The sequence below is a fragment of the Paenisporosarcina sp. P4_D4 genome, assembly GCF_056401835.1.
Window position 1 is genome coordinate 1 of record NZ_JBFUIO010000143.1, and the last position, 4,752, is coordinate 4,752.

The following is a 4,752-nucleotide window of genomic DNA, read 5'->3' on the forward strand; positions in this document are numbered from 1 at the left end:
TTGTTGCTGGCGTCAAATTAATGACGTTTTAAAATGAACAATTAAGTTCAAGTTTTGCTTCCCACACCGAAGTGTGTTCCGCTTTATTGTTGACGTTTTGCTGTTCAGTTTTCAAGGTTCATTTGTTCGCCGTTGTTGTAATGGCGACTTTAATATCTTATCAAATCCAGTTTGCTATGTCAACAAAAAGTTTTGATATTCTTTTTTCACTTTGTCGCTTTCAAATCAGCAACTTTATAAATATATCAGCCTGACTTATAAAAGTCAACACAATACTAAAAGTTTTCTAATCTTATTTCAGAAACTCAATCTCCTAGCTGAATATTATTCAAAAGCATATACTCTGAACTCCTTGAGAGTTAATAACATGTAGCGACTATGATCAATGTGATGCGTAAATAATTAAGCTAGAAAAAACGATAATGAATGTAGACTCACTAACCTGCCTCGTTAGTTCAATAAGAAAAGACCTGTCTTAGTAGCTTACCGATTAGTCGTTAGTTTAATAAGAAGGAAGTAGGAATTCACACGGGAGTGATATTGAACTAACATGTCTCGTTGAAGTATTCCTACTTATATTAGATACTGCCCTTTCATGGGAGTTCAAAAACGAAAAACAGATTGATTTACACTTTTTCTCGCCTATCGCAATTGTAACTTTATTAATATAGAAGAAACATGATACAATTTAATAGTCTAAAAATTAAAAATATTAATTTATAGACGAATTTTTGCCGAGGAGGATGATAGTATGACAAACAAAAGAAATGTCAGCATGAAAATTTATATGGGGATTACGTCTAACTAATTAGTTGTTTAGCGTTTCCCTACATTTTGAAAGGGGAAAATCATTTGAATCAAACACTATTAATCATTGATGCTCAACAAGAATTAATTGATGGGAATCAGAAAGAAAGTGCAGTTTTTAATAAAGCGCAACTTATTAGGAATATCAATAAAGTGATTGAAAAAGCAAGCGAAGCAGATGTCCCAGTTGTGTTTGTAAGAGATGTCGATGTTTCTGAGGGGAAAGGTGAAGGCTTTCAAGTTCACAATGAAATCAATGTACCCACGGATGCAAAAATTTTCGATAAGTCAGCGACGAATTCCTTTCACGGGACCGGTCTTCTGAATCATTTAAGAACTCAACAGATTAAACATGTTGTTATTATGGGCTGTAAAACACAACACTGCATAGATAGTGCTGTCAGAACAGCTACTATCAGTGGCTTGGATATTACATTAGTCGGTGATGGGCATTCAACAAATGACAATGATGATTTAAGTGCAGAACAAATCATTAGCCATCACAATCGTACTCTTCACGGTCATTATAATGTCGAACACTTTTCTGTTGTCAGAAATTCAGATGAAGACTTGTTTAGCCCAACTCATGACTCTTATAGGTAATATTAATCCAAAAAAGCGGCACTTAAAACGTGCCGCTTTTGCTATTGCATGTCAATAGCAGGCTTGCTAGTTCAATAAGCAATTGCAACGAAAGAAAATACCTCTTCAAATCTGGAGAGTAAGCAAGAATGAACTGAATAACACCCATGGTTAAGAGAAAATCCCTATATGGGTGATTAGTCGACATCCACGTACCGAATATCAGATAAAATGCATAGGAAACTGTAAACACGATGAGTAAGTAATATAATCTAGGTTTCATTATTAATTGCCCCTAGCAAAAGATGTTTATTGTATTTGAACCTTAATGTCCCATCATACACTTGTCTAGATGTTCAAGAACCATCGGCCAAGCATCTTTATGTCCGTTTCTTGACTCATCATCTATAAAGCCTGCGTGCGTAAGACGAATTTGTGTTCCATCTCCATTTGGCTCTAGCTTTATTGTGACAACAGTTTCCGCGCCCTTTGTTCCTCCATCCCCAGTAACCCAAGTAATTTCGACAAGCCGGTCTTGCTCAATCCTTAAAAACCTTCCGTAGTGAGGATGACGTTGACCGTCAAATGCAGTCTCAAAGAAAAAGGACGTGTTGATTTCTCCCTGCATGATGACGCTTCCTGGCACAGCGAACCAACGATCGATCTGTGTAGTCCACGCTTGGAACAGTACATCGGGCGGTGCATCCATTATGCGGTCAACCATTAAATTGAACGCCCTTGTTGAAAGGTCAGGTGTAGTAATAGACTTCATTATTAAGTCCTCCATCTCTATTTTGAATTGAACGAAAAGCAACGCTGCTTACCTACTTAATCCATTTCTCCATAATCTTCACTTTTCTATTCGTTGCATCCAGCTCCACGTTTCTGCCAATAGGCAACGTCAGCATAGGTTGCGTGTGGCAACAATCAAAATCTGCAAGAATCGGAATGTCCCTGTTCCCCATCACTTCGAGCAAAATATCGTATGGAGTTCTTCTAGTACCTTGATCATCAAATAATTCATGTTTCCCTAATAGAATGCCGGAAACTTTTTCAAACACACCATTCAGCTTGAGTAGAGTGAAGTTCTTTTCGACGACGGATGCCGTTTTCATCGTGTCCTCTAACAGGATAATATCCCCTTGCTGGATGTCCGGCATATATGGACTTCCCCAAATGCCATACATCGTATTTAAATTACCACCTACTAATCGGCCTTGCGCCACACCTTCATTCACACATACCCATTCATTATCCCTCTGTACTTTATCACCCGTTTTAACCTCCCAGTTTAAAGGTTCATCCGTCCATATTGGCGGTGTAGGGATGATAAAAGGAAGACTTTGTTCTTCTATTAACATCTCTTTGAAATAATCATATGTATGGTCAAGAAATGGTTCGAATTCTCCGAAAGAAGGCACCAGAGCAGGTCCATAGAATGTTGGAATTCCTGTTTGGGCATAAATACCGAGCAAGATGGCGGTAGCATCAGAATACCCTATCATGATTTTCGGGTTTTTCTTAAAAGCATCATAATCAAGGTACGGTAGTAGCGCATTGGAATTGGTACCGCCTATTGTAGACATAATCATCTTAATTTCCGGGTTTCGAATAAGTTCGTTTAATTCGTCGGCTCGATCCTGGATGGTCCCCGATCGGTAATAATCATGCTTTCCTGTAAGATTTCCTTCAATAATCTCAAAACCTTTAGATTCTAAAAAGCTTTTTGCCCGTTGAAAGCGTTTCGGTGAAGAATATGTGATGGGTGATGAAGGCGAATAAATACCGATTTTATCCCCTTTTTGCAATCTATTTAATAGTGTCATCAATTCTTGCTCCTTTTAGATCATCATGCGTACTGAGTATCCTATAGTTTTCAATAAAACGAAGTGTCACTTATATTTCTCTAATCTTCCGTGCCTAACACATCTGTATTTGGAGGTTCTATTTCCTCAGGTGAGTCGTCGCAACAATCTTTCCCTTATGATGGAATTCATGTGTAATTACATGCAACAGTAATTTACAACTTGTTCGATTCTGTTTACCCATTCATATTCGTTATGGAAGTTATTCCACATTAAATGTTCGAACACCTTCTTCTACATTGGAAATAAATGGCGTTTATAAGGGGGTGAGCTCTTTTATCTTGTCCTGTGATAAAGTAAGGATTGCAAAAGAACAATTAGCGGAGGTTTAAAAATTGATTAATTATACGTTTGATGGAACGAAGTCTACTTTTAAGAATGATATGGGTGAAGTAACAATTAAATTTAAAAAAACAAGCGGAACCCGTGTAGATATACAAGTTGAAATGAAGCATTACGAAACCGACACTTTTGCAACTTATAAGAAATATATCGCATTGGTAGATAACGGATTTTTGCAGCACTACCCTATTAAAGAATTTACAGTTCAAGGGGTTTCCGTTGGTGAATACAACACAGTAAAGAAATACTTTACGCATATTTTAGGTGAATATGGCTATAAAGAATTTAAAGAAGCCTTTTTAAATGAATATTCATTGCGTTTAGAAATCGAGTTGAATTGGTTTATTAAACGGACTTAATTAAGGTTCTTTTTCTTCCACACAAAAAAGACAGAGGAAACAACTCTTAACCCATTCAGTTTACTGGTACAAAAGTTTAAATAACTATACAAATAACGTCATATTAACATACAAATTAGCATTGCTTTTAGCAGTGCTTTTTTCTTGCTCGATTTTAATAATTAAAAGATTTATATCAAATATATGGAAATATAATAAATAGATATATTGATTAGCAAATTAAAGCAGACCCAGTAAAAACTTTTTAATAAAACGCTGACCTTGAAAGAAATATTATTAAGCCATTTGGTTGGTTTACAGGGTCGGTCAGTTCAAGAAGAAAATAAAATTATTATAAGAAGGAATGGAAAAAATAGTATAATTAAAAAGTCTAAAAATTAATTGATATAATTTTTAGGAAATAGTTGTTAGAGGAGGCGTTCATTATGACAAACAAAAGAATTTCTATTATTAATGACTACAAGGGGATAACGACTAATTAACAAAGTTGTTTAGCGTTTTCCCGAATTTTGAAAGGGGAAACTTATGAGTACAGAAAATGTGAAAATCGTAGAATTAAATGCAGAAAACTGGTACGGCTGTTGTGAATTAGAGATATCAACAGAACAAAAAGAATACATTGAACCCAATGCTATATCAATAGCTCAGTCAAAGTTTGAGCCTACATTAAAGCCATATGCTATTTATGCTGAAGAAAAAGTAGTTGGCTTTTTGATGTACAATTCTGTTCAAGAAGAACTTGATGGTTATTGGGTATATAGAATAATGGTGGATAAGGAATTCCAAGGCAAGGGGAT

At 35.8% G+C, this 4,752-nt stretch carries 6 protein-coding genes; 3 read left to right on the forward strand and 3 right to left on the reverse strand.

The window, feature by feature from the left end:
* Positions 1 to 852 precede the first annotated feature (852 nt).
* Entirely contained in the window at positions 853 to 1,410 is a 558-nt protein-coding gene (locus AC1DSL_RS15885; RefSeq protein WP_477532928.1) for a cysteine hydrolase family protein, read from the forward strand.
* Positions 1,411 to 1,714: 304 nt separating this feature from the next.
* Here AC1DSL_RS15885 and AC1DSL_RS15890 read toward each other — a convergent pair whose 3' ends face one another.
* From AC1DSL_RS15890 to AC1DSL_RS15900, 3 genes are all read right to left on the reverse strand, one after another.
* On the reverse strand, positions 1,715 to 2,161 hold the full coding sequence (locus AC1DSL_RS15890; RefSeq protein WP_477532929.1) for an SRPBCC family protein: 447 nt from the start codon (positions 2,159 to 2,161) through the stop codon (positions 1,715 to 1,717).
* Positions 2,162 to 2,213: 52 nt separating this feature from the next.
* Positions 2,214 to 3,215, reverse strand: coding sequence for a S66 family peptidase (locus tag AC1DSL_RS15895; protein WP_477532930.1), 1,002 nt, complete (start codon positions 3,213 to 3,215; stop codon positions 2,214 to 2,216).
* Between the two features lie 118 nt (positions 3,216 to 3,333).
* Positions 3,334 to 3,438, reverse strand: coding sequence for a DinB family protein (locus AC1DSL_RS15900; RefSeq protein ID WP_477532931.1), 105 nt, complete (start codon positions 3,436 to 3,438; stop codon positions 3,334 to 3,336).
* Positions 3,439 to 3,589: 151 nt separating this feature from the next.
* Between AC1DSL_RS15900 and AC1DSL_RS15905 the strand changes: the two genes are divergently transcribed.
* Positions 3,590 to 3,955: a hypothetical protein gene (locus AC1DSL_RS15905; RefSeq protein ID WP_477532932.1), complete on the forward strand. Its 366-nt coding sequence runs from the start codon at positions 3,590 to 3,592 to the stop codon at positions 3,953 to 3,955.
* Positions 3,956 to 4,480: 525 nt separating this feature from the next.
* Positions 4,481 to 4,752: GNAT family N-acetyltransferase (locus AC1DSL_RS15910; protein WP_477532933.1), on the forward strand; the 272-nt coding region annotated here is incomplete at its 3' end.